The organism is Methylobacterium sp. GXF4 (assembly GCF_000272495.1).
Classification (GTDB): domain Bacteria; phylum Pseudomonadota; class Alphaproteobacteria; order Rhizobiales; family Beijerinckiaceae; genus Methylobacterium; species Methylobacterium brachiatum.
In genome coordinates, this window is record NZ_AKFK01000054.1 from 126,866 (window position 1) to 150,491 (window position 23,626).

The following is a 23,626-nucleotide window of genomic DNA, read 5'->3' on the forward strand; positions in this document are numbered from 1 at the left end:
GCCTGGACCCCGCGCGGGAGCAGCTTTCGCATGGACGCGGTGGACCGAAAGATTCTCGACGTCCTTCAGCAGGACGCGACGCTGCCGGTCGCCGAGCTGGCCGAGCGGGTCGGGGTGAGCGCCGCCCCGTGCTGGCGCCGGGTCAAGAAGCTGGAGGCGTCGGGGGTGATCCGGGGCCGGGTCGCCCTGGTGGATCGCCGGAAGGTCAACGTCCCGACGACGGTGTTCGTGGCGGTGAAGGCGCCGCGCCACGCGGCCGACTGGTCCGACGCGTTCCGCCGGGTCGTCGCGGGCTTCCCGGAAATCGTCGAGGCCTGGCGCCTGACCGGCGAGATCGACTACCTGCTGCGCATCGTCGTGCCCGATATCGAGGCCTACGACGCCGTCTACCAGCGGCTCATCGCCAAGCTCGAATTCTCGAACCTGTCCTCGTCCATCGCCATGGAGGAGATGAAGTACACGACCGCCGTGCCGACGATCTACATGGATTGACGGTTTCGACCTGGAGCGTCGGCGCCATCGCGAGCGCGAGCGCGACGCGGCACCCCGGCGCGCTGAAACCGCGCGCGGCGCCGGCCATGACGGCGCGGGTCTCACATCACCCCGGCGCGACCTCGTAGGTCCGGTGGATCGACGAGGCCTGCTCCCGGTGATCGTAGCCGTAGACGTGGATCGAGATCGCCGTCTCCGGACCCGCGTTGGCGATCCGGTGCAGGTTCGGGCCGGTGGGCATCATGCAGGCCACGTAGCCGGGGACCCGGACCGCATCCAGGGTCGCGACCGCGTGGGTGTCGCTGATCGGGCGATACCACGTTTCCCGCAGGCTGCCGCTGAGCAGGCCGAAACAGCAGGAGCAATGGTGGTCGTGGACCGGCGTGACCGCTCCCGGGCTCCACACCATGGCCCAGACGCTGATCGCCCGCGTGCCGAACAACAGGTTGCGGCCGAGCCCTTCCGGCGGCGCGACCAGTCGCGTCCGGTCCAGCAGATCGGGCCGCGCCAGGATCTTCAGCAGGGTCGCCCGGGCCGAGGCCAGATAGGCGTCCGCGGAGCTTTCAGCCGAGAGAGCGAGATCCGCCATCATGGCTTCGACGTCAGCCGGCTGGGTCAGCGGGGTCATGCGCGGCCTCCTCAAATGCCCTCCGTCAGGCTGGGCGAAGCCTAGCGCGGCGGGGCCGGAGACGGATTGCGAAGTTCAGGCTCGGATCGCCCGGGCGAGCAATGACATTTCGTCAGATCTTGGAAGAGCCGAAACCCGTTTCCCGACGGTCGACAAACCCGCTGTCCGCTGGCGCGAGGGGGCTTACCGAAGCAACAACGCCGTGGACGATTCGACGGGGTGAACGATCGATCCCTCGCCGCGCCCCGGGGCAGCGTCGCCCGATCAGACCGGAATGTGCGGTCGGAGGTTCAGCCGGCGGCGGCCTCGTCGAGCAGCCAGGCCACGTCGCCCTGGCTGGTCACCCGGCCGGCGGGCAATGCCTCGCCCGCGGCAAGCCGGGCCAAGGCGCGGCGCTTGCCGGCACCGGTCACCAGGAACAGCACGTGCCGCGAGGAGGCCAGGGCCGGGAAGGTCAGGGTGATGCGCGGCACGAACGGCTCCAGGCCGGCCTCGGGCACCGGAGCGACCAGCCGGTCGGTCTCGCCGAGCGCCGGCTTGCCGGGGAACAGCGACGCGGTGTGCCCATCCTCGCCCATGCCGAGCAGGACGAGATCGAACAGCGGACGGGCGGGATCGAGCCTGTCGGCTCCGTAGAAGTCGAGCAGGATCCGCTCGTAGGCCCGCGCCCCGGCTTCGGCGCCCGCGTCGGAGGGGATGAAATGCAGGTGGGTTGCGGGGATCCGGGATCCGTGGCCGAACACCTCGCGGACCATCCGGACATTGCTGCGCTCGTCGTCCCAGGGGACCACCCGGTCGTCGCCGAAGAACCAGTGGATTCGCTCCCACGGCACCCGGGCGGCGTAGTCCGGCCCGGCGAGCAGGCCGTAGAGCACCTTCGGGGTCGAGCCGCCGGCCAGGCAGATCGCGATCCGCTCGGATTCGGTCTCGCTGCAGGCCACGATCAGCCGCTCGGCGGCCTCGCGGGCGACCGCCTGCGGATCGGGCAGGACGTGGGTTCCGGTGGGAAGGCTCATCGGCGAATCTCGGCGTGTCCCGGCCTCACGACTTCTTCGGTTCCTGGTGGCCGCCGAAGCCCTTGCGCATGGCCGAGAGCAGCTTGTCGGCGTAGCTCTCCTGCTCGCGGGAGCGGAAGCGCCGGTACAGGGCCGCGGACAGCACCGTCGCCGGGACGCTCTCCTCGATGGCGGCGTTGATCGTCCAGCGGCCCTCGCCCGAATCCTCCACGTAGCCGGAGAAATCGTGGAGGCTCTCGTCGCCGGCCAGGGCCTGGGCGGTCAGGTCGAGGAGCCAGGAGGAGACGACGCTGCCGCGCCGCCAGACCTCCGCGATGTCGCCCATGTTCAGGTCGAACCGGCGCTCGGCCGGGAGCGCCTCCGAATTGGCGTGCTTCAGGATGTCGAAGCCCTCGGCATAGGCCTGCATCAGCCCGTACTCGATGCCATTATGGACCATCTTGACGAAGTGGCCGGCCCCGGTCGGCCCGGCATGGATGTAGCCCTGCTCGGCGCGCGGGTCGCGGCCCTCGCGGCCGGGCGTCTTCGGGATGTCGCCGATGCCCGGCGCCAGGGTCTTGAAGATCGGGTCGAGGCGGTCGACGGTCTCGGTGTCGCCGCCGATCATCATGCAATAGCCGCGTTCCAGCCCCCAGACGCCGCCCGAGGTGCCGACATCGACGTAGTGCAGGCCCTTGGCCTTGAGTTCGATGCCCCGGCGCACGTCGTCGCCGTAGAAGGAATTGCCGCCGTCGATGATGCAATCGCCCGCCTGCATCAGGCCGCCCAGAGTGGTGACCGCCTCTTCGGTGATCGCGCCCGCCGGCAGCATCACCCAGGCTGTGCGGGGCGCTTCGAGCTTGGAGACCAGATCCTCCAGGCTCGACGCGCCGATTGCCCCGGCCTCGACCAGTCCGGCCACCGCCGCCGGGTTCTGGTCGAACACCACGGCCGTGTGCCCGTCGCGCAGGAGGCGCCGGACGATATTGCCGCCCATCCGGCCGAGGCCGATCATGCCGAGTTGCATCTTCGATCTCCTCAGGATTGCCCCACGCCGTCGCGGCGCGGGGCGGGTGCCGTCGCCTAGGCCACTGCGGCCTTGAGCGCCGCCGCAATGCGCTTCAGCCCGGTCTCGAGATCACCCTTGATATGGACCCGCAGCGCCCGGCGGCCGCGCTCGGCCAGCACCGCGAAGTCGCCGCGCGCCTGCGCGGCCACCACGGTGCTGAAGCCCAGAGCCCGGCCGGGGATCGGCAGGTCCTCGGATGGCGCCGAGGTGATCTGAAGGAACACGCCGGTGTTCGGGCCGCCCTTGTAGGCCTGCCCGGTCGAGTGGAGGAACCGCGGCCCGAATTCCAGGCAGGTCGCGACCTTCCGGGCATCGCGCACCGCAAGCCGGGCCTCCTGGAGGATGCCGGCCGTCTTCGGGTCGCGGGGGACGTAGGCGAGGAGCCCGAGATAGTCGCCGTCCTTCAGGCGGGCGACCTGCGCCTTGAGCGCCGCTTCCAGGCCGTCGGAAGCCTGGGGCAGGGCCTCGGCGTTCTTCGGGTCGGCGAACAGGGCGATGGCGTCGTCCTCGAACAGTGGCGTCTCGGCGGGGAGGGCGCCGTTGCGCTCGGCCTCCGAGAACAGCTTCTTCGTCTCGATCTTGCTGGCCTCGACATCGGGCTGGTCGAACGGGTTGATGCCGAGCACCGCGCCGGCCACCGCGGTGGCCATTTCCAGGCGGTAGAATTCCTGCGGCAGCTGCTCGACCGAGTCGAGGGTGATGCGGGCGATCGGATGGCCGTCGCGCTCCAGGGCGCGCAGGGCCTCGTCCTGAGCCTCCTGCGCCTGGCCGTCGAGGCGCAGGTAGATGAAGAACCGGTCGCGGCCGTAGACCGCCGGGACGCTCGCCGGCTCACCGTCCACGGGCACGAGGCCCTTGCCCTGCTTGCCGGTCGATTCGGCGATGAGCTGCTCCGCCCAGGCGCCGAAGCTGTCGATGCCCGGCGAGGCGATGACCGTCACCTTGTCGCGGCCGGCGAGACCGGCCGCGCCCATCGCGGTGCCGAGCAGCACGCCCGGGTTCTGGGCCGGCGGCACCACCGGCCCGCAGGAGCGGACCATGATCCGAGCCGTCTCCAGAAGCGCCTTCACGTCGAGGCCGAGGGCGGCCGCCGGGACGAGGCCGAAGGCCGACAGCACCGAGTAGCGGCCGCCGATCTGCTTCACGCCGTAGAAGATCTTTTTGAAGTGATCGCTCTGCGCGGCGCGCTCCATGTCGGAGCCCGGGTCGGTCACGGCGACGAAATGGTCGCCCGCCCGGTCGCCCAGCGTTTCCTTCACGCGTCCCAAAAAGTAGTCGCGGAACACGTTGGGCTCCAGCGTCGAGCCGGACTTGGACGAGACGATGAACAGGGTCCGGCCAAGATCGATGCTCGCCTCCAGGGCGCGCACCTGATCCGGATGGGTCGAGTCCAGGATCTGAAGCTTCGGGAAGCCCTCGCGCTGGCCGTAGGTCAGGCTCAGCACCTCGGGGCCGAGGCTGGAGCCGCCCATGCCCAGCACCACGGCATCGGTGAAGCCTTCCTGCTTCACCCAGTCGGAGAAGGCGGCGTAGTCCGCGGCCTTCTTGAGCTCGTCCTCGACGATGTGCAGCCAGCCGAGCCAGTTCGCCTCGTCGTGGCCGGACCAGACCGTGGCATCGCCGGCCCAGAGCCGGCGGATCGCGCCGCTCGCCCGCCAGGCTTCGACGGTCTTCTTCGCCTCGGCCGCGAGGGTGTCGTCCATGACGAGGCTCTGGCCGTCGAGGCGCTGGCCGAGGAGCGCGGCGCGCTTGCCGGCGACCGCGCCGAGCAGGTTGTCGGCGGCATCGATGAAGAGCTGCACGCCCTCCTTCACCAGCTGCTCGGCCACCGCCTCGATGTCGATGCCGGCGCGGGCGAGCCGAGCCATGACGGCCTCGGCGCCCGGCACGTCCTCCTCGATCGTCGCCCGCACGGTGCCGTGGTCGCGGAACGCGTCCATGGTGGCGGGCGGCATGGTGTTGACGGTGTTCGGCCCGATCAGCTCCTCGACATAGAGCACGTCGGAATAGGCCTTGTTCTTCACGCCCGTCGAGGCCCAGAGCAGCCGCTGCGCCTTGGCGCCCTTCGCCGATAGCGACGTCCACTTCGCCTCGGAAAAGATCTTCCGGTAGCGCTGGTAGGCCAGCTTGGCGTTGGCGATCGCCACCTTGCCCTTGAGCTGGCCGAGCGCCGCCTTCTCGTCAGGGTCGTTGGCCTCGGCGATCTTCTCGTCGAGCAGCTTGTCGACCAGCACGTCGATCCGGCTGATGAAGAAGCTCGCGACGCTCGCCACCTTCGATACGTCGTGGCCGGCTTTCGCCCGTTCGTCGAGCCCGTCGATGAAGGCGCGGGCGACCGCCTCGTAGGCCTCCTGCGAGAACAGGAGCGTCACGTTGATCGAGATGCCCTCGCTGGTCAGCTGGCGGATCGCCGGGATGCCCTCGGGGGTGGCCGGCACCTTCACCATGAGGTTGTCGCGGGCGACCGCCTTGTGCAAGCGCCGCGCCTCGACGAGGGTCGCCTCGGTGTCGAGCGCCAGGTAGGGCGACACTTCGAGGCTCACATAGCCGTCCGCTCCGTCGCTCGCCTCGTAGACCGGGCGGAGCACGTCGGCGGCGGCCTGGATGTCGGCGATGGCCAGACCCTCGTAGAGGTCGATGACCCGGCTGTCGCCGGTCTCCTGCACGGCCTTCAGGCTGGCATCGTACTCGTCCGAGTGGCCGATCGCCTTCTCGAAGATCGACGGGTTGGACGTCACCCCGCGCAGGCCGTCCTCCTCGACGAGGCGCTTCAGCTCACCCTTCTGGATGAAGCCCCGGGCCACGAAGTCCAGCCAAACCGCCTGATCCTGTTCGTCGTGCAGGGCCTTGAGCGCGTTCATGTCGGTTCCTCGTTGTCCCGTACCGCGTTCTCTCGTCCGGAACGCTCTGATTCGCCGATAGGCAGGCCTTGGTTCCTACCGATCAGGGCCGCGGCCGGCAGAACCGGCCGCGACAGGCCCCTCTCCCGTGTGGGATTGGGTTGGGGTGAGCGTCGAGACCTTTCTGCGAAAGTCCGATCCCTCACCCTGTCCCCCTCCCTCCAGGAGAGGGGACTTGGACTTGGTGCGACGATCACCGCCCAAGCCCCGATCGGGGCTACGGATCACGCCGCGCACGCCCGTTATGCCTTATGCTTGGCCAGCTGCGCCCGGGCGGCTTCCAGAACCTTGTCGGGGGTGAAGCCGAACTTGGTCTGGAGGTCCTTGATCGGCGCGGAGGCCCCGAACGTGTTCATGCCGATGACCGTACCCTCGGTGCCGGCGTAGCGGTCCCAGCCGATCATGCTGCCCTGCTCGACGGTGACCCGCGCCTTGACGGCGGGGGGCAGGACGGAATGCCGGTAGGCCTCGTCCTGACGCTCGAACAGGTCCCAGGACGGCATCGAGACGACGCGCGCCTTCACGCCCTCGGCCTTCAGGGCCTCGTAGGCGCTGACGCAGAGCTGCACCTCCGACCCGGTGCCGATCAGGATCACCTCCGGGGTGCCGTCGCAATCGCCCAGGATGTACCCGCCCTTGGCGGTGCCGGCGGCGGCGCCGTACTTGGTGCGGTCCAGCGTCGGCAGCGGCTGGCGCGACAGCGCCAGCACCGCCGGCTGGTTCTTCAGCGAGAAGATCACCCGGTAGGCCTCGGCGACCTCGTTGGCGTCGGCCGGGCGCAGGGTGACGAGGCCCGGGATGCAGCGCAGTGACAGGAGCTGCTCCACCGGCTGGTGGGTCGGCCCATCCTCGCCCACGCCGATCGAGTCGTGGGTGAAGATATGGAAGATCGGCAGCTCCATCAGCGAGGCCAGCCGGATCGGGGGGCGCATGTAGTCGGCAAACACCAGGAAGGTGGCGCCGTAGGCCCGCAGACCGGAGAGGCCGAGCCCGTTCACGATCGAGCCCATCGCGTGCTCGCGCACGCCGAAATGCAGGTTGCGCCCGCCCGGCGAGAACGGCCCGAACGAGCCGGCGCCCTCGAAGGTGAGGTTCGACTTGTTGGACGGCGCCAGATCGGCCGAGCCGCCGAGCATGAACGGCACGTGCTGCGCGATGGCGTTGAGCACCTTCCCGGAGGATTCTCGGGTAGCCATGCCCTTGGCGTCGGGCTCGAAGAACGGGATGTCCTTGTCCCAGCCGTCGGGCAGGCGGCCTTCCAGCAGGGCGGCGAGATCCTCGGCATGGTCGGCATCGGCCGCCCGCGCCTTGGCGAGCAGCTCCTGCCAGGCATCGTAGAGGGCGGCGCCGCGCTTGCCGATGCCGTCGCGGAAGTTCTCGTGCACGCCGTCCGGCACCAGGAACTGCGCGTCCTCGGGCCAGCCATAGGCGCGCTTGGCGCCCTTGACCTCGTCCTCGCCCAGCGCGTCCGAATGCGCCTTCGGGGTCCCCTGCTTCTTCGGGGCGCCGTAGCCGATCACCGACTTGACGACGATCAGGGTCGGCCGGTCGTGGGTGGCCAGGAACGTCTCGAGGGCGCCCGAGATTGCGTGCAGGTCGTTGGCGTCGGCCACCCGCAGCACCTGCCAGCCATAGGCCAGGAACCGGGTCGCGACCTCCTCGCCGAAGGCCAGCTCGGTGTGGCCCTCGATCGTGATGGTGTTGTCGTCGTAGATCCAGCAGAGGTTGGCGAGCCGCAGGTGGCCGGCGAGCGAGGCGGCCTCGGAGGCCACGCCTTCCATCAGGTCGCCATCCGAGCAGATCGCGTAGACGTTGTAGTCGAACAGCGGCAGCTCGGGCCGGTTGAGGCGCGAGCCGAGGAAGCGGCCGCCGATCGCCATGCCGACCGAGTTCGCCACGCCCTGGCCCAGCGGGCCCGTGGTGGTCTCGACGCCGGTGGTGAAATGATACTCCGGATGGCCCGGGGTCCGGCTGTCGAGCTGCCGGAACTTCTTGATCTCCTCCAGGGTCACCGCGGGCGCGTTGCCGCCGTCGCTCTCGGCCACATTCGCGAGGTGCAGGAGCGCGTAGAGCAGCATCGAGGCGTGGCCGCAGGACAGCACGAAGCGGTCGCGGTTCGGCCAGTGCGGATGGGCCGGATCGTAGCGGAGGTAGTGGTTCCACAACGTGTAGGCGACCGGGGCGAGGCCCATCGGCGCGCCGGCATGGCCGGAATTGGCCTTCTGCACCGCGTCGATCGCGAGCGTCCGGATGGTGTTGATGCTGAGCGTGTCGATCTCAGCGAAATCCGCCTTGGTGGGGGTATCTGCGCCGCTCATGATGTCGCGTCTTCCAGTTCGCCTCTTGCGTGCCGCTTGTCGGCTTCACGCTGCCGAAGGACGGCGGGAGGGGCTCCGTTGGCCTTACCACCCTGCCGAGCCGCCGGCCCTTCGCCGCGCGTATAGCTGAGCAGCGTGTTGACGAGCGCGACATGGGTGAACGCCTGGGGGAAGTTACCCACAAGGCGCTTGGCTTGCACGTCGTATTCCTCGCTGACCAGGCCGAGATCGGTGCAAATGCCGAGCAACCGCTCGATGAGCGCCCGCGCCTCGTCCCGCCGGCCGAGGCCGATCAGGTTGTCCGCATACCAGAACGTGCAGGGCAGGAACGCCCCCTCGTTGCCGGACAGGCCGTCGGTGGTCTGGCCCTCGGTCTCGTAGCGGAGGATGAAGCCGTCGCGCATCAAGCCTTTGCCGATCGCCTCGACGGTGCCGACCACCCGGGGATCGTCCTGCGGTAGGAAGCCGGTATGGGCGATGAGCAGCAGGCTCGCGTCCAGCGCCTTCGACCCGTAGGATTGGACGAAGCTGTTGAGCGCGGGATCGAAGCCCTTCGCGCAGACCTCGGCGTGGATCTCGTCCCGGACGGCGCGCCAGCGCGCGGCCTGTTCCTCGGTGGCGCCCGATTCGTGCATCTCGTGCATGCGCAGCGCCCGGTCGAACGCGACCCAGGCCATCACCTTCGAATGGGTGAAGTGGCGCCGCCCGCCGCGGACCTCCCAGATGCCTTCATCCGGATCCCGCCAGGCCTTCTCGAGATGGCCGAGGATCGCCAGCCCGACCCGCAACCCGTCCTTGCTGATCGGCAGGCCCCGGGCATGGGCCTGGTAGAGCGCGTCGAACAGCTCGCCGTAGACGTCGATCTGGAACTGCGAGGCGGCGGCGTTGCCGATCCGGACGGGCCGCGAGTTCTCGTAGCCGGGCAACCAGTCGAGCTCGATCTCCGGCAGCAACCGCTCGCCGGCGATGCCGTAGAGGATGTGCGCCTGTTCCGGGTTGCCGGCCACCGCCCGCAGCAGCCAGCCCAGCCAGTCGCGCGCCTCGTCGATGTAGCCACCGTCCATCAGGGCGATCAGCGTCAGGGTCGAGTCGCGCAGCCAGCAGAACCGGTAATCCCAGTTGCGCTCGCCGCCGAGCCCCTCGGGCAGAGACGCGGTCGGCGCCGCGACGATGCCGCCGGTGGGTTCGTAGATCAGCGCCTTCAGGGTCAGGAGCGAGCGCTGCAGCATCCGGTCCCAGGCCGTGCCGCCGGCGCAGCGCGCCGACCATTCGCGCCAGGCCTGGTCGGTCGCCTCGAGCGTCTTGCGCGGCTCGATCGGGTGCGGGTCGTCCTCGTGGGAGGCGCCGTAGCTCAGGACGAAGCGGTGCCGCTCGCCGGCATGGACGGTGAACTCGGACACGGTGGTCTGCGCGTCCGACCCCTTGAGGTGGACGTCCGTGCGCAGCACGACCTTGTGCGGGCCTGAGACCGCGCGCAGGTCGCCCAGCTCCGAGCGCGAGACCCAGGGCACCGCGGAGCCGTAATCGAACCGCACCGCCATCTCCATGCGCATGGCGACGCGCCCGTGCACGCCCTCGACCAGGCGCACGAGATGGGAGCCGTCGCCGACCGGCATGAAATCGGTGACCAGGACCTCGCCGAGCCGGGTCTTGTGCCGGGTCTCCAGCACGAGGCTCCCCGGGCGGTAGGCCCAGCTGGTCTCGACATTCTCGGCCTCGGGGAAGATCTTCCAGAAGCCGTGCGCCTCGGTGCCGAGCAGGCTCGTGAACAGGGCGGCGGCATCGAAGCGCGGCCAGCACAGCCAATCGACGCTGCCCTGCCGGCTGATCAGCGCGGCGCTGCGGCAATCGCCGACCAGTGCGTAATCCTCGATGCGTGCAGCCATCCGGCCCCGGCTCCAGCGCGGAGCCAGGCGCCCCGGCCATCCGCTGCAACGCACCTAGGACGCCCGGTTGCGAGGTCCAGAGGCTGCGTGCGGACGGCCAAGCCTGACGTTATGTGCCGTTGTATTGTCGGTCACGCCTCAGCGCAGGCACTCGGCCACCGCCAGGGCGACCGAGCCCTGCATGGCCGCCGCGCCGTCCCGCATCAGGCTGGCGGCATCGCCCACCGCGCGGGCGGCGGGCACCAGCTGTCCGACCACCGACGCCGCGAAGGGCAGGGCGGAGGGCGGAAGCAGCCCGGCCTCGTCCGACTCGGCGGCCTCGGCACGGCCGGCGGCGAGGGGATCGGTCACGCGCAACGACGTCTCGGGGCAGCGACGACCGGGGCAGGGGTGCCGGCCCGCGACCGCGACATGCGGATTCGGCCGCCCGGCGAGCGCCGGCCGGGCCGCCGACGGGACGGGGTGCGCGGTGGGCGGCGCGGCCAGCGGATAGGCCTCGGCGAAGGCGAGGGAAGCCGGCCGGCGGACCGGCACCGAGATGGGCGCGGCCTTGGCGAAGGCGGTGGCCGAGGGGGCGGCGGGCGCGCTCAGGGCGGCGCGGGCCTCCGGGTTCGTCGTCTGCGACGAGGGGCAGTAGATCGAGGCGACACCCAGGATCGCCACGACCACCAGGGTCGGCAGGAACGGCATCGACACGCGTCCGGCGACAGCGTCCGTCAGGGCAAGCGGGTCTGGCCTGCGCATCCGTGTCACCGATCCCCACCGTCGTTCCGTGAGCGCCAGGATGCCCCCAGCATTGCGGCGGAAGCTAGACCGTTTGTTTGCGCGGCGGTAACGATGGGGCCGGTTGCAGGGCATGCACCTTGCTTGGCCGACGAGGCCCGAACCGGGCCGCCCCGCGAGAAGACCAGCCCGACCGGGCCACGATGACCGAATCCAATCTCACCGTCGCCGTGATCGACCCGAGCCGCGCCCGCGCGGCGATCCTGGAGGAGGGCCTGCGCGCGGCCGGCATCGGCCGGATCGTGGTGATCCCCGACACGGCCGACCTGCTGGAGCGGATCACCGCCCTCAAGCCGGACGTGGTGGTGATCCATCTGGAAAGCCCGAGCCGCGATATCCTGGAACAGATGTCGGGGGTCTCCCGGCAGGTCGAGCGGCCGGTGGCGATGTTCGTCGACCGGTCGGACACGACCATGATGCAGGCCGCGGTCGATGCCGGGATCTCGGCCTACGTGGTCGACGGGCTGCGGGCCGAGCGGATCAAGTCAATCCTCGACATCGCGATCCTGCGCTTCAACGCCTTCGCACGTCTGCAGCGGGAATTGTCGGAGGCGCGCGGCGAGCTGGCCGACCGCAAGCTGATCGAGCGGGCCAAGGGCATCCTCATGAACCTGAAGGGGCTCACCGAGGATGAGGCCTACAAGCAGCTCCGGCGCAAGGCCATGAACGAGAAGCGCAAGATCGCCGACATCGCCCGGGCCATCGTCACCACGGCGGATCTGCTCGGATGAGGCTCCAGCTCGGCTACGTCCCGCTCTGCGATGCCGCGCCGCTGATCGCGGCCCACGAATTCGGCTTCGCCCGGTCCGAGGGGCTGGAGCTCGACCTGTCCGCCGAACCGTCCTGGGCGACCCTGCGGGACCGCCTCGCCCTCGGGCATCTCGACGGCGCGCATATGCTGGCGCCCCTCGCCTTGGCGAGCCGGCTGGCTCTGTCCGGGCCGCCCTCCGACCTCATCGTGCCGCTGCAGCTCAGCGCCAATGGCAACGCCATCACGGTCTCGCGTGATCTCTGGGCGGCCATGGCACCGGCGAGCGAGGGCCTGGCCGACGTGGCCCGGGCCTTCGCCCGGGTCGCGGCCGAGCGCCGGGACGCGGGCCGGCCGCTGACGCTCGGCACCGTGCATCCCTTCTCCTGCCACAGCTACCAGCTGCGGCTATTCGCGGAGGCCGGCGGTCTCGATCCCGCAGCCTTCCGGACCGTCGTGGTTCCGCCCCAGCACAGCGTCGAGGCCCTGGCCCGCGGCTTGGTCGACGGCTACTGCGCCGGCGCGCCTTGGAACGCCGTCGCCGTGGCGGCGGGCCACGGGCGGATTGCGGCGCTCGGCTGCGACCTCGCGCCCGACGCCCCCGAGAAGGTCCTGGCCGTGTCGGCCCGACTCGACGGCGCGACGCTGCCGCTGGTCCGGGCGGTGGCGCGCGCGGGGCACTGGTGCGCGAACCCGGATAACCGCGCCGACCTCGTCCACCGCCTCGCGCACCGGACCTATCTCAACCTGGATGTCGACCTGATCGACCGGGCGTTCCGGAGCGTCGCGGTCCTGGACGCGGCGGGCGCGACGCGGCCGATGCCGGGACCTCTCGACGTCGGCGCGCGGGTCCAGGAGCCGCGCGTCGAGGCCGTCCGCTGGCTCGTGGCGCAGATGCGCGCATCGCGACAAATCCCGCAGGACGGCCGCCCGGAGGTGGAGGCGGCGGCCGTCTTCAGGCCCGACCTGTACCGTGCCGCCATGGCCGTTTGAGCCGCGGAAGACAAACCGACCCTTTCGTCATTTGCGGTCTGTATAGACTTCAGCGGGCTGGGAACGTTGCCGGGTCTCGGCCGTTACATCGCTGCCATGCCCGGATGCCGTAAACTCGATACCGAATCGTCGACATCGCATCCGCGCAGCCGGATCGAGCTTCGACGTTATGTTCGCCGCGGTGCCAAGGCGCCGCGCGCCAGCAATGATAACCGCCGTCCCGGCGGCATCCCGTCGTGGTACTGGGTCCTCGTGGCCGGTGCGATGCCGACCCTCGGCCTGCTGGCGATGCTCTCGACGTTGATCTGATCGCGCCCGAGCGTCGGGCCTAAAGCCGTCGCGTCGGCCAAAGCTCCGCCGTGATCCCGTCTGCTGCGAAGCATCATAGCGCCACGCGCAATTGCCGACTGAGGCACCTCACAGGCACGCTGCGATGGCGATGAGGTCGTCACGCGATCCGGCCGCGCTCGGCGCTCAGTTCTGAGCTGCGATCCACCGCCTGCCCGAGTTGACCGTTTAGGCGACCCGCCGCCTGCTTTTTGTGCAGCGCGTCCAGAGTGCCTCCGGCGCTAGCGAGCCTCAGCAGCGGCGCCGATTGATCAATGATCCCAACATTCTAGCGCCGTGTGCCGCAATTGGCACGGGAAATGCTCTGTTGATCGCGTCCGTCAACGACGACGGGCAGCGCCGTCAGCGAGGCCGCTGATCCGGTTCTCCTGAGGCTTCAAGCCTGCTTCGGGGGATGACCGGCAGCGGCTTTTTCGTGGGCGGTCCGCCGACGATCCTGCACTCGAGGTCCCAGACGCGATCCAGAGATGGCGACATCCCCGTTCGACGACACCAGCGCACAGGATGCGCGCGCCCAAACCGGTCTGCCGCGCGAGCGGCTCGTCGTGGTCGGCAACGGCATGGCCTCGCTCCGGTTTCTGGAGCGGCTGACCGAAGGGTCGCCCGGCCGCTTCGACGTCACATGCGTCGGCGCAGAGCCCAAGGCCGCCTATAACCGGGTCCTGCTCTCCTCGCTGCTCGGCGGCGAGGTCGACGAGGCAGCCTGCGAATTTCGCGGCCTCGATTGGTACGCGGCGCACGGCATCCGCCTGATCACCGGCGCTCCGGTCACCCAGATCGACCGCGAGAACGGCCTCGTCCTGGTCGGCGAGGCCCACGTCCTGCCCTTCGACAAGCTGGTCCTCGCCGTCGGCTCCCTGCCGATCCGCCTGCCGAAGCCCGGCATGGATCTTCCCGGGGTCATCACCTTCCGCGATCTCGCCGACGTGGCGGCGATCCGCCGGGCGGCCGTGCAGCACGCCCGGGCGATCGTGATCGGCGGCGGGCTGCTCGGGCTCGAGGCGGCGGTCGGCCTCGCGCGGCTGGGCGTCGACACGACCCTGCTCCACGTCATGGACCGGCTGATGGAGCGCCAGCTCGATCACCATGCCGCCGCCTTGGTGAAGCGCGCCATGGAGGCCCGCGGCGTCCGGGTGATGCTCAAGGCCGACACGTCTCGCATCGAGGGCGACGGCAAGGTCGAGCGCCTGATCCTTGCAGACGGGACCGTGCTGCCGGCCGATCTCGTGGTCATGTCGGTGGGCGTGCGCCCCTCCGTGGCCCTGGCGCAGGGAGCGGGGCTGGAGATCGGCCGCGGCATCAAGGTCGACGACCGGATGACCACCTCGGACCCGCGCATCTTCGCGCTCGGCGAATGCGCCGAGCATCGGGGCCAGATCTACGGGCTGGTCGAGCCGGCCTACGAGCAGGCCGACACCCTGGCCCGGCATCTGGCCGGCGGGAGCGCCGCCTATGCCGGCACCTCGCTCGCCACCAGCCTCAAGGTCTCCGGCCTGCCGGTTTTTTCCGCCGGCCTCGTGGACAGCCCCGAGGATGCCGAGGCCGTCGTCCTGTCCGATCCCGGGGCCGGCCTCTACCGCAAGCTCCTGGTGCGGGACGGCCGGCTGATCGGGGCCGTGTTCGTCGGCGACATCGCCGAGCAGGGCGCGTGCAAGGGCCTGATCCGCTCCGGCGATCCGGTCGAGAGCGTCGAAGATTTGATGTTCGGGCGCTCGGCGCCCGAGCCGCTGGCGGCTTAGGGAGGCGCAGATGGCCGAGACCACCACACCGACCGCCCTGGACGGCTTCAATGCCGAGCAGAAGCGCTACCTCGAAGGCTTCGCCTCGGGCATCGCGGCGGCGCGCCTGACCGGCGGCCTGGCGATCGGGCAGGGCCCAGCCGCACCGGCGGAGCCGACCGGGCCGGACGCGATCCACATCAAGGCGCAGGACCGGACCGTCAAGGACGGCGGCAAGCTCTGCGAGCAGGAGAAGTGGAAGCGCGCCGAGCACCCGTTCGACAGCCACAACCGGCTGATCGCGGACGCGACCGCCGGCAAGCAGCCCAAGCCCGAGGACAATTTCCGCTGGCGCTATCACGGCCTGTTCTGGGTCGCCCCGAACCAGGTGAGCTACATGGCCCGCCTGCGGATCCCCAACGGCATCCTGCACCATTGGCAGTTCGCCGGCGTCGCCGACCTCGCAGACCGGCACGGCGGCGGCTACGTCCACGTCACCACGCGGGCCAACCTCCAGGTGCGCGAGATCGGGCCCGAGCACGCCCAGCCCTTCCTCGACGGGCTCGTCGATATCGGCCTCACCGCCCGCGGCGCGGGGGCCGACAACATCCGCAACGTCACCGGCTCGTCCACCGCCGGCATCGACGCCCAGGAATTGCTGGATACCCGCCCGCTGGCGAAATCCTGGAACAACTGGATCATCAACGACCGCTCGCTCTACGGCCTGCCGCGCAAGTTCAACGTCGCCTTCGACGGCGGCGGCGTGATGCCGACCCTGGAGGAGACCAACGATATCGGCTTCCAGGCGATCGAGGTGCTGGACGGCGCCGCGGTAGCGCCCGGGATCTACATGCGCCTCGTGCTCGGCGGCATCTCCGGCCACCGGGACCTCGCCCGCGACACCGGCATCGTGCTCAAGCCCGAGGATTGCAACGCGGTGGCGGACGCGATCATCCGGGTGTTCATCGAGAACGGCGACCGGACCAACCGCAACAAGAGCCGGATGAAGTACGTGCTCGACGCCTGGGGCTTCGACAAGTACCTCGCCGCCGTCGAGGACAAGCTCGGCCGCAAGCTCGACCGGGTCGATCCCGCCCATGTCGCGCCGCGCCGGCCAACCGACCGGTTCGCCCATGTCGGCGTGCACGCCCAGAAGCAGGCCGGCCTCAACTGGATCGGTGTCGTCCTGCCGGTGGGCAAGATGACCAGCGACCAGGTCCGGGCGCTGGCCGAGATCGCCCGGGAGTGCGGCGACGGCCAGATCCGCCTCACCGTCTGGCAGAACTTTATCTTTTCCGGTGTTCCGGACGCCAAGGTCGCTGAGGTCGAAAGCCGTGTGGACGCGCTCGGGCTCACCATCAAGGCGGCCGGCATCCGCTCCGGCCTCGTGGCCTGCACCGGCGCCCGGGGCTGCAAGTTCGCCGCCTCCGACACCAAGGGCCACGCCCTGATCATCGCCGACCATGTCGAGCGTGCCGTCACCGAGCTCGACGTGCCGGTGAACGTCCACCTCACCGGCTGCCACCATTCCTGCGCCCAGCACTACATCGGCGATATCGGGCTGATCGGAGCCAAGGTGGTCGTCTCGGAGGAGGGCGACACCGTCGAGGGCTACGACATCGTGGTCGGCGGCGGCTTCGCCGAGAATCCGAAGATCGGCACCGAGATCTGGAAGGCCGTCAGAGCCGAGGACGCGCCCTTCCGCGTCGAGGCGCTGCTGCGCACCTACCTGGCCCGCCGGCAGGGCCCGGACGAGAGCTTCCAGGCCTTCACCGCCCGCACCGGCGCCGAAGCCCTGCGGGACGCCGCCGAGGAACAGCCAGCCCTGAAGGCCGCAGCATGAGCGAGCACGTCGCGCCCCCCCTCGTCCTGATCCCCGAGACCGCGCCCTTCGACGCCGACCAGCGCTCGTGGCTCTCGGGCTACTTCGCGGCCCTGCTCGGCCCCACGGTGACGGGAGCGACCGCGCTCGCACCGGGCGAGGCGCCCCCCGGCGGCCCTAAGCTTGCCGACAACGACGACGCGCCCTGGCACGACCCGTCGGTGCCGATCGGTGACCGGATGGCCCTGGCCAAGGACCGGCCGGAGCCGCAGAAGCTGATGGCCGCCATGGCCCAGCAGGATTGCGGCCAGTGCGGCTACAATTGCGCCGACTACGCCAACGCGATTTTCCTGAAGAACGAGGAGCGCCTGAATCTTTGCCAGCCCGGCGGCAAGGAGACCCTGCGCATGCTCAAGAAGCTGGAGGAGGAGTTCGGCGCCTCGTCCGGCGCGCCCGCCGCCGCCAAGGCCGAGGGCGACGCGCCGAAGCAAGCGGCCGATCTCGGTCCCCTGGGCTTCTGCCGGGAGAACCCGGTCGAGGCGCTGTTCCTGTCCCGCCGCCGCCTCAACGATCCGGGCGGCGAGAAGGAGACCTGGCATATCGAGATCGGGCTCGACGGCACGCCGATCACCTACGAGGCCGGCGACTCGCTCGGCCTGTTCCCGGCCAACGCCCCGGCCCTGGTCGACGCCGTGATCGCCGAGCTCGGCGCGCGGCCCGAGCGGGTGATCGGCGACAAGACTTTGCGCGACCACCTGCTCAAGGATTACGCGCTCGGCGCGGCGCCCGACAGCCTCTACCAGCTGCTGTCGCTGCTCACCTCGGGCGCGGCCCGCAAGAAGGCGCAGGCCCTGGCCTCCGGCGAGGACCCGGACGGCGACGCCGCCTATCTCGACGTGCTCGGCGCCCTACACAAGTTCCCCGGCGCCCGGCCCGACGCGGAGGTCTTCCTGGAGGCGCTCGACGAGCTGCAGCCGCGGCTCTACTCGATCTCGTCCTCGCCGAAGATGGATGCCGGGATCGTGTCCCTGACCGTGGACGCGGTGCGCTACAACCACCGCTCCCGGCTGCGGCTGGGCGTGGCCTCGACCCATCTCGGCGAGCGCCTGCCCGAGCAGACCAAGGTGAAGATCTACTTGCAGAAGGCCCACGGCTTCGCCTTGCCGGCGGATCTCTCCAAGGACGTGATCATGTGCGGCCCGGGCACCGGCATCGCGCCGTTCCGGTCGTTCCTGCGCGAGCGCGCCGCCACCCGGGCGCCCGGGCGCAACTGGCTGTTCTACGGCCACCAGCGCCAGGCCACCGACTTCTTCTACAAGGACGAGCTGACCAAGCTGAAGGACGACAAGATCCTCACGCGCCTGTCGCTCGCCTGGTCCCGGGACGGCAGCGAGAAGACCTACGTCCAGGACCGGATGCGCGAGAACGGCGCCGATCTGTGGAAGTGGCTCGAAGGCGGCGCGCATTTCTACGTCTGCGGTGACGCCAAGCGCATGGCCAAGGACGTCGAGCGGGCGATCATCGACGTGGCGGCCCAGTTCGGCGGCAAGAGCCCCGAGGACGCGGTCGCCTACCTCGCCGCCCTCAAGAAGACCGGCCGCTACCAGGCCGACGTGTACTAGCCGCGCCTTCTCCGTGCGGGCCGCGGCCCATGCGGAACGCGACGCGCCCCCTCTCCCGCACGGGAGAGGGGACCCGCGCCCATCCGGCAACGGGGACGATCCACGCGCTGTCAGGTGACAGGAAGCGCGGCCCACCTCTTGCGGCGGATGTCGAACAAAAACTTTCGAGGACCGAGCCATGACCCTGTCCGTGGCAGACCCGACGGTGCGGACGACCTGCCCCTATTGCGGGGTCGGGTGCGGCGTGCTCGCGACCCCGGACGGGACCGGCGGCGTCGCCATCGCGGGCGATACCGAGCATCCAGCCAATTTCGGCCGGCTCTGCTCGAAGGGCTCGGCCCTCGGCGAGACCGTGTCGCTGGAGAACCGGCTGCTCCACCCGCATATCGACGGGACCCGGGTCTCCTGGGATGCCGCGCTCGGCACGGTGGCGGACAGACTCCGCGCGGTGGCCGAGACCCACGGGCCGGACGCGATCGCCTTCTATCTCTCGGGGCAGCTCCTCACCGAGGATTATTACGTCGCCAACAAGCTGGCGAAGGGCTTCATCGGCACGCCGCATGTCGACACCAATTCGCGGCTGTGCATGTCGAGCGCGGTGGCGGCGCACCGGCGCGCCTTCGGCTCCGACACGGTGCCGGGCTGCTACGAGGATCTGGACGAGGCCGACCTGATCGTCATGGTCGGGTCGAACACCGCCTGGTGCCACCCGATCCTGTTCCGCCGGATGGCCGACGCCAAGGCGCGGCGCGGCACCAAGTTCGTGGTGATCGACCCGCGCCGGACCCAGACCGGCCAGGAGGCCGACCTGTTCCTCGGGATCCGGCCCGGCAGCGACGTGGCGTTGTTCTCGGGGTTGCTCGTCCACCTGGCGGATAACGGGTTCCGCGACCGGGCCTTCGTGGACTCCCACACCGCCGGGCTCGACGCGGCCCTCGACCGCGCCCGCCTCATCGCGCCGAACCTCGCCGCGGTCGCGGCGGCCACCGGCGTGCCGGACTCCGACATCGCCGCCTTCTACGACCTGTTCGCCGGCACCCGCCGGGTGGTCACCACCTTCTCGATGGGGGTGAACCAGTCGGCCCAGGGCACCGACAAGGGCAACAGCATCATCAACTGCCACCTCATCACCGGCCGCATCGGCGAGACCGGGATGGGGCCGTTCTCGCTCACCGGCCAGCCCAACGCCATGGGCGGGCGCGAGGTCGGAGGCCTGGCCAACATGCTGGCCGCGCACATGCATTTCGCCCCCGAAGAGGTGGACCGGGTGCGCCGGTTCTGGGGCGCCCCCCGGATCATCACCGGCGAGGGCATGAAGGCGGTGGCGCTGTTCGAGGCGGTCAGCCGGGGCAAGATCAAGGCCCTGTGGGTGATGGGCACCAACCCGCTGGTCTCGATGCCCCGCGCCGATTTAATCCGCGAGGCCCTCGAGGGGCTCGACCTCTACGTCGTCTCCGAGGTGATGGCGGATTCCGACACGGTGCGGGGCCTCGGCAAGACCACGGTGCTGCTCCCGGCCCTGGCCTGGGGCGAGAAGGACGGCACGGTCACCAATTCCGAGCGGCGGATCTCCCGGCAGCGCCGGTTCCTGGCCGCCCCCGGCGAGGCGCGCGCCGACTGGGCGGTGCTGTCCGAGATCGGCCGCCGGCTCGGCCACGAGAAGGCCTTCGCGTTCCCCTCGGCCGCCGCGGTGTTCCGCGAGCATGCCGGCCTCTCGGCCTACGAGAACAACGGCACCCGCGACTTCGATCTGGGTGCGCTCACCGACATCAGCGACGCCGCCTACGACATCAACCTGCCGGTGCAATGGCCGATCCCGAAGCGCTCCGGCCCCCGGGGCGCGCCGCAGGGCAAGGCAAGGCTGTTCGGCGACGGGCGGTTCTATACCTTCGACCGGCGCGCCCGCTTCGTCGCGGTGCAGCCGCCGGGCCTGGCGCAGGCGGTCTCGGAGGATTTCCCCTTCGTGCTCAACACCGGCCGGGTGCGCGACCACTGGCACACGATGACCCGTACCGGGAAGAGCCAGCGCCTCTCGGCCCACCGCGCCGTCCCGTTTATCGAGGTCCACCCAGATGATGCGGCCAGGCTCGGCCTGACGGAGGGCGGCATCGCACGTCTGCGCACCGAGCACGGCGAGGCCGAGCTGGAGGTGATGATCACCGACAGCGTAGTGCCGGGCAGCCTATTCATGCCGATGCACTGGGGCAGCGCCTACGCGTCGAAGGCCCGGGTCGGCGCCCTGGTGCGCGGCGTGCCGGATCCGGTCTCGGGCCAGCCCGAGCTGAAGGCGACCCCGGCCGCGCTGGAGCCCGTCGCGTATCGCGCCCGCGGCTACCTGTTGTCGCGCCGGCAGGTGGCGCTGCCGGAGGGCTGGTGGTGGGCGCGGGCGGCGATCACCGGCGGCTGGGGCCTGCAATTCGCCACGGCGGCGAGCTCCAGCGCCGTCGCGCTGATGGTCCGCGGGCTGATCCAGAGCGAGGCGCTGGCCGGCTTCGAGCTTGCCGAATATGCCGACCACGCCCGCGACCGCTACCGCTGCGCCGTCTATGACGGTGCGCGGCTGGTCGCGTGCCTCGCCTACGCCCCCGCGGAGGCCCGCCCCGATTGGGAGGCGGCCAAAGCCCTGTTCGCCGTCGCGGAGCCCGAGGCGGCCGAGCGCCGGGCCCTGCTCTCGGGCCGCGCCGCCACGGCGCCGGCAGGCCCGGTGGTCTGCGCCTGCCACGGCGTCGGCGCCGACGTGATCGCGGCCACGATCGCGGCAGGGGCCGGCTCGGTCGAGGCGGTGGGCGCCGCCTGCAAGGCGGGCACGAATTGCGGCTCCTGCATCCCGGAGATCCGCAAGATGCTCCCCGGCCAGACCGCCCGCGCCGCGTGATTTTCTGATATGCTGGCGAGAGAAGAGTGGCTGGCTGCTCCTGCTAGATCCCCTCATCCTGAGGTGACCGCGTCAGCGGGCCTCGAAGGAGACCTCCAGACGGCCGCGCGATCTCTGGAGGCCTCCTTCGAGGCCTCCGCTGCGCTCCGGCACCTCAGGATGAGGGGACGGACGGGACCATCCGGCTCAGGACGATCAGGACAGACTCGTGACCGATTCCCCCGTCCCCCTGCGCGCAGCCCGCGCCCCCCGCGAGACCCAATCCGCCGGCCTCGAGCCCCTGGCGGTGCTGCCCGTGTTCGTGCCCCTGCGCGGCAAGCGGGTCGTGCTCGCCGGCTCCTCGGGCGGGGCGCCCTGGAAGGTGAAGGTCCTGGCTGCGGCCGGCGCCCATGTCGACGTCTACGCGCCCGAGCCCAGCGACGAGCTGCGCGCGGTGCCGGGCGAGATCGTCGACGGCAGCGTCGCGCTGCACGCGCGCGCCTGGACGCCGGACGACCTCTGGGGCGCGGCCTTCTGCATCGGTGCCCTAGAGGACGAGGCCGACTGCGTCGCCTTCGTGGTCGCGGCCCGGGGCGCCGGCGCCATCGTCAACGCGGTCGACCGGCCGCATCTCTGCGACGTGAAGTTCGGCGCCATCGTCAACCGCTCGCCGCTGGTGGTCGGCATCTCAACGGAAGGTGCGGCCCCGGTCTTCGGCCAGACCGTGCGCGCGCGGATCGAGGCGATGCTGCCCCGCGGGTTCGCCCGCTGGGTCGGGGCCGCCCGCGACTGGCGCGACGGCGTCACCGCGCGGTTCCACGGCTTTGCCGAGCGGCGCAGCTTCTGGGAGCGCTTCACCGACCGCGCCTTCGCGGAGCCCGACCGGGCGCCGACGCAGCAGGATCTGGCCGAGCTGCTCGGCGACACCGAGGCGGCCCCGAAGGGCGGCGCGGTGACGCTGGTCGGGGCGGGCCCCGGCGACGCGGAGCTCCTGACCCTCAAGGCCCTGCGGGCGCTGCGCAACGCCGACGTGATCCTGTACGACGACCTCGTCGCCCCCGAGATCCTGGATTATGCCCGCCGCGAGGCGCGGACCATGCTGGTCGGCAAGACCGGGCACGGCCCCTCCTGCCGCCAGGACGACATCAACGCCCTGATGGTTCAGCTCGCCCGCACCGGCAAGCAGGTGGTGCGGCTGAAATCCGGCGACCCGCTGGTCTTCGGCCGGGCCGGCGAGGAGATCGAGGCCTGCCGGGCCGCCGGCATCCCCGTGACCGTGGTGCCGGGCATCTCGGCCGCGCAGGGGGCGGCGGCGGCGCTGGGCCTGTCGCTGACCCATCGCGACGCCGCCCGCCGCCTGCAATTCGTCACCGGCCACGACCGCCGCGGCGCCCTGCCGGACGATTTGAACTGGGGGGCGCTCGCCGATCCGAGCGTGACCACGGTGGTCTACATGCCCAAGCGCACCCTGCGCGCGCTGCTCGCCCGGGCAGTGGACGAGGGCCTGGCGCCGACGACTCCAGCCCTGCTGGTGTTCAACGTCAGCCGCCCGAACCAGGCCTCGCTGCGCGGCACCGCCGCCGACCTCGCCGACCGGGTGGAAGCCGCCGGCCTCGACGGCCCGGCGCTCCTGATGGTCGGCGAGGCGTTCTCGGAGATGCGGGCCGCGGTGCCGGCCGAGGCGGGACGGGCGCGATTAGCGATCTGAGCGCAGGCAGTCTCAGTCGACGCGTCGAAATTCAGCACCGAATCTGGTATCGAATCGAGGCGACAGAACGCGATCTTTCGGAGCTTGAGATGCAGGCCGTGCTGGCGAACGTCGCTGTGAGCGTATCGGATCTGAAGAGGAGCCCCACCGGCGTGTTGAGTGAGGCGCAGGGCGAAACCGTCGCGATCCTCAACCACAACCGGGTCATGGCCTACATGGTCCCGCCGGCCGCCTACGAGGCGATGATGGAGCTGATCGACGACGCCGAGCTGGCTACCGTGATCCGGGCGCGGTCCGACGAGGTACCGGTGAAGGTCGGGCTGGATGAACTATGAGCTGCTATTCCTTCCCTCCGCTCTGAAGGAATGGCGCAAGCTGGGCGACACCATCCGCCAGCAGTTCAAGGCCAAGCTCGCCGAGCGGTTGGCATCACCGCATGTCCCGGCGGACCGGCTGCACGGCGCGGAATTCAAGGATTGCTACAAGATCAAGTTGCGCGCCTCGGGCTATCGCTTGGTCTACCGGGTCAGTGAGGCCGCGATCACGGTGACCGTGGTGGCCGTCGGCAAGCGCAGCCGGGATGACGTGTACCGGACGGCTCGGAAACGATGAATGCGGTCGAGCAGGTCGGCCGCCTCTGACCGGCCGAAGCGGCGTTCGCCCAACCCGCGACGATCTGCGCAAGCGCCCGTGCCTGGGAAACCGCCAGGCCGGCCCCAGAAAAGGCCTGCGCGGCGAAAGA

General features: G+C 70.4%; 18 protein-coding genes. 11 read left to right on the forward strand and 7 right to left on the reverse strand.

The window, feature by feature from the left end:
• Positions 1 to 30 precede the first annotated feature (30 nt).
• Positions 31 to 492: an Lrp/AsnC family transcriptional regulator gene (locus WYO_RS11360; protein WP_007562427.1), complete on the forward strand. Its 462-nt coding sequence runs from the start codon at positions 31 to 33 to the stop codon at positions 490 to 492.
• A gap of 106 nt (positions 493 to 598) precedes the next feature.
• On the opposite strand, the gene WYO_RS11365 is transcribed toward WYO_RS11360, so the two are convergent.
• The 7 genes from WYO_RS11365 to WYO_RS11395 form a co-directional block, all read right to left on the reverse strand.
• Positions 599 to 1,120, reverse strand: a complete 522-nt coding sequence (locus WYO_RS11365) for a cysteine dioxygenase family protein (RefSeq protein WP_007562430.1) — start codon at positions 1,118 to 1,120, stop codon at positions 599 to 601.
• A gap of 290 nt (positions 1,121 to 1,410) precedes the next feature.
• Positions 1,411 to 2,136 carry a 6-phosphogluconolactonase gene (pgl, locus tag WYO_RS11370; protein WP_007562432.1) on the reverse strand — a complete coding sequence of 242 codons (726 nt, stop codon included), beginning with the start codon at positions 2,134 to 2,136 and terminating at the stop codon, positions 1,411 to 1,413.
• Positions 2,137 to 2,161: 25 nt separating this feature from the next.
• A complete protein-coding gene (gene gnd, locus WYO_RS11375) occupies positions 2,162 to 3,142 on the reverse strand; it encodes a phosphogluconate dehydrogenase (NAD(+)-dependent, decarboxylating) (protein WP_007562434.1) in 981 nt (326 codons plus the stop codon).
• 56 nt (positions 3,143 to 3,198) lie between these two features.
• Positions 3,199 to 6,045, reverse strand: coding sequence for a bifunctional transaldolase/phosoglucose isomerase (locus tag WYO_RS11380; protein WP_007562436.1), 2,847 nt, complete (start codon positions 6,043 to 6,045; stop codon positions 3,199 to 3,201).
• A gap of 281 nt (positions 6,046 to 6,326) precedes the next feature.
• A complete protein-coding gene (tkt, locus tag WYO_RS11385; RefSeq protein WP_007562438.1) occupies positions 6,327 to 8,402 on the reverse strand; it encodes a transketolase in 2,076 nt (691 codons plus the stop codon).
• Positions 8,399 to 10,315, reverse strand: a complete 1,917-nt coding sequence (locus tag WYO_RS11390) for a glycoside hydrolase family 15 protein (RefSeq protein WP_280109747.1) — start codon at positions 10,313 to 10,315, stop codon at positions 8,399 to 8,401. The genes tkt and WYO_RS11390 overlap by 4 nt, the downstream gene beginning before the upstream one ends.
• 111 nt (positions 10,316 to 10,426) lie before the next feature.
• Positions 10,427 to 10,978, reverse strand: coding sequence for a hypothetical protein (locus WYO_RS11395; RefSeq protein ID WP_007562442.1), 552 nt, complete (start codon positions 10,976 to 10,978; stop codon positions 10,427 to 10,429).
• A gap of 236 nt (positions 10,979 to 11,214) precedes the next feature.
• On the opposite strand from WYO_RS11395, the gene WYO_RS11400 reads away from it, so the two are divergent.
• The 10 genes from WYO_RS11400 (at position 11,215) to WYO_RS11445 (ending at position 23,496) form a co-directional block, all read left to right on the forward strand.
• A complete protein-coding gene (locus WYO_RS11400; RefSeq protein ID WP_007562443.1) occupies positions 11,215 to 11,802 on the forward strand; it encodes an ANTAR domain-containing protein in 588 nt (195 codons plus the stop codon).
• Positions 11,799 to 12,812 carry a CmpA/NrtA family ABC transporter substrate-binding protein gene (locus WYO_RS11405; protein ID WP_007562445.1) on the forward strand — a complete coding sequence of 338 codons (1,014 nt, stop codon included), beginning with the start codon at positions 11,799 to 11,801 and terminating at the stop codon, positions 12,810 to 12,812. The genes WYO_RS11400 and WYO_RS11405 overlap by 4 nt, the downstream gene beginning before the upstream one ends.
• A gap of 66 nt (positions 12,813 to 12,878) precedes the next feature.
• The gene (locus WYO_RS11410) at positions 12,879 to 13,121 is read left to right on the forward strand and encodes a hypothetical protein (protein ID WP_128754983.1); all 243 of its coding nucleotides are present in this window, start codon (positions 12,879 to 12,881) and stop codon (positions 13,119 to 13,121) included.
• Positions 13,122 to 13,627: 506 nt separating this feature from the next.
• The gene (locus WYO_RS11415) at positions 13,628 to 14,899 is read left to right on the forward strand and encodes an FAD-dependent oxidoreductase (RefSeq protein WP_007562447.1); all 1,272 of its coding nucleotides are present in this window, start codon (positions 13,628 to 13,630) and stop codon (positions 14,897 to 14,899) included.
• 10 nt (positions 14,900 to 14,909) lie between these two features.
• Entirely contained in the window at positions 14,910 to 16,721 is a 1,812-nt protein-coding gene (locus WYO_RS11420) for a NirA family protein (RefSeq protein ID WP_007562449.1), read from the forward strand.
• Positions 16,718 to 18,322: a sulfite reductase subunit alpha gene (locus tag WYO_RS11425; protein WP_007562451.1), complete on the forward strand. Its 1,605-nt coding sequence runs from the start codon at positions 16,718 to 16,720 to the stop codon at positions 18,320 to 18,322. The genes WYO_RS11420 and WYO_RS11425 overlap by 4 nt, the downstream gene beginning before the upstream one ends.
• A gap of 178 nt (positions 18,323 to 18,500) precedes the next feature.
• A complete protein-coding gene (locus tag WYO_RS11430; protein WP_007562454.1) occupies positions 18,501 to 21,197 on the forward strand; it encodes a nitrate reductase in 2,697 nt (898 codons plus the stop codon).
• 229 nt (positions 21,198 to 21,426) lie between these two features.
• Positions 21,427 to 22,884, forward strand: a complete 1,458-nt coding sequence (cysG, locus tag WYO_RS11435; protein WP_039902763.1) for a siroheme synthase CysG — start codon at positions 21,427 to 21,429, stop codon at positions 22,882 to 22,884.
• 89 nt (positions 22,885 to 22,973) lie between these two features.
• Complete coding sequence (locus tag WYO_RS11440; RefSeq protein ID WP_007562457.1) at positions 22,974 to 23,219, forward strand: type II toxin-antitoxin system Phd/YefM family antitoxin; 246 nt, start codon at positions 22,974 to 22,976, stop codon at positions 23,217 to 23,219.
• On the forward strand, positions 23,209 to 23,496 hold the full coding sequence (locus WYO_RS11445) for a type II toxin-antitoxin system RelE/ParE family toxin (RefSeq protein ID WP_007562458.1): 288 nt from the start codon (positions 23,209 to 23,211) through the stop codon (positions 23,494 to 23,496). The genes WYO_RS11440 and WYO_RS11445 overlap by 11 nt, the downstream gene beginning before the upstream one ends.
• Positions 23,497 to 23,626 lie beyond the last annotated feature (130 nt).

Excerpts from the sequence above, each read along its gene's own strand:
- WYO_RS11445 (WP_007562458.1), top strand. The coding sequence starts at position 23,209 with ATGAACTATGAGCTGCTATTCCTTCCCTCCGCTCTGAAGGAATGGCGC.
- WYO_RS11365 (WP_007562430.1), bottom strand. The coding sequence starts at position 1,120 with ATGACCCCGCTGACCCAGCCGGCTGACGTCGAAGCCATGATGGCGGAT.
- WYO_RS11430 (WP_007562454.1), top strand. The coding sequence starts at position 18,501 with ATGACCCTGTCCGTGGCAGACCCGACGGTGCGGACGACCTGCCCCTAT.
- WYO_RS11400 (WP_007562443.1), top strand. The coding sequence starts at position 11,215 with ATGACCGAATCCAATCTCACCGTCGCCGTGATCGACCCGAGCCGCGCC.
- WYO_RS11415 (WP_007562447.1), top strand. The coding sequence starts at position 13,628 with ATGGCGACATCCCCGTTCGACGACACCAGCGCACAGGATGCGCGCGCC.
- pgl (WP_007562432.1), bottom strand. The coding sequence starts at position 2,136 with ATGAGCCTTCCCACCGGAACCCACGTCCTGCCCGATCCGCAGGCGGTC.
- WYO_RS11425 (WP_007562451.1), top strand. The coding sequence starts at position 16,718 with ATGAGCGAGCACGTCGCGCCCCCCCTCGTCCTGATCCCCGAGACCGCG.
- WYO_RS11380 (WP_007562436.1), bottom strand. The coding sequence starts at position 6,045 with ATGAACGCGCTCAAGGCCCTGCACGACGAACAGGATCAGGCGGTTTGG.
- WYO_RS11395 (WP_007562442.1), bottom strand. The coding sequence starts at position 10,978 with ATGCCGTTCCTGCCGACCCTGGTGGTCGTGGCGATCCTGGGTGTCGCC.
- WYO_RS11420 (WP_007562449.1), top strand. The coding sequence starts at position 14,910 with ATGGCCGAGACCACCACACCGACCGCCCTGGACGGCTTCAATGCCGAG.
- WYO_RS11440 (WP_007562457.1), top strand. The coding sequence starts at position 22,974 with ATGCAGGCCGTGCTGGCGAACGTCGCTGTGAGCGTATCGGATCTGAAG.
- gnd (WP_007562434.1), bottom strand. The coding sequence starts at position 3,142 with ATGCAACTCGGCATGATCGGCCTCGGCCGGATGGGCGGCAATATCGTC.
- WYO_RS11360 (WP_007562427.1), top strand. The coding sequence starts at position 31 with ATGGACGCGGTGGACCGAAAGATTCTCGACGTCCTTCAGCAGGACGCG.
- WYO_RS11405 (WP_007562445.1), top strand. The coding sequence starts at position 11,799 with ATGAGGCTCCAGCTCGGCTACGTCCCGCTCTGCGATGCCGCGCCGCTG.
- tkt (WP_007562438.1), bottom strand. The coding sequence starts at position 8,402 with ATGAGCGGCGCAGATACCCCCACCAAGGCGGATTTCGCTGAGATCGAC.